The following is a 257-nucleotide window of genomic DNA, read 5'->3' on the forward strand; positions in this document are numbered from 1 at the left end:
GTGGTTCTACCTCCCTATTATCATCAGGATCATTCTTCGTTTCTTCAACGAACTTATCCTCATTTGTTAATTCACCTTCATCTGTACTGTCATTCTTTTTCTCTTCGGCTATATCCTTGTAATTTACTTCTGTTGGTTGACGCTTTGTTTGTTGTTGGTTGATATTTTGCGATTCTTCAGTAAAAGTTGCTTCTTGCGGATTAATATTTTGTCTATTATTCGTCGCTGTATCAAAAGAATAATTAAGCTGTCTTTCT

General features: G+C 34.6%; 1 pseudogene. It reads right to left on the reverse strand.

Features of this window, described 5'->3' with window-relative positions:
- Positions 1–257 (reverse strand): annotated as a pseudogene (locus HMPREF3046_RS05795) (DUF536 domain-containing protein); the annotation flags it as partial.

Source organism: Staphylococcus sp. HMSC070D05, assembly GCF_001815595.1.
Classification (GTDB): Bacteria; Bacillota; Bacilli; order Staphylococcales; family Staphylococcaceae; genus Staphylococcus; species Staphylococcus hominis.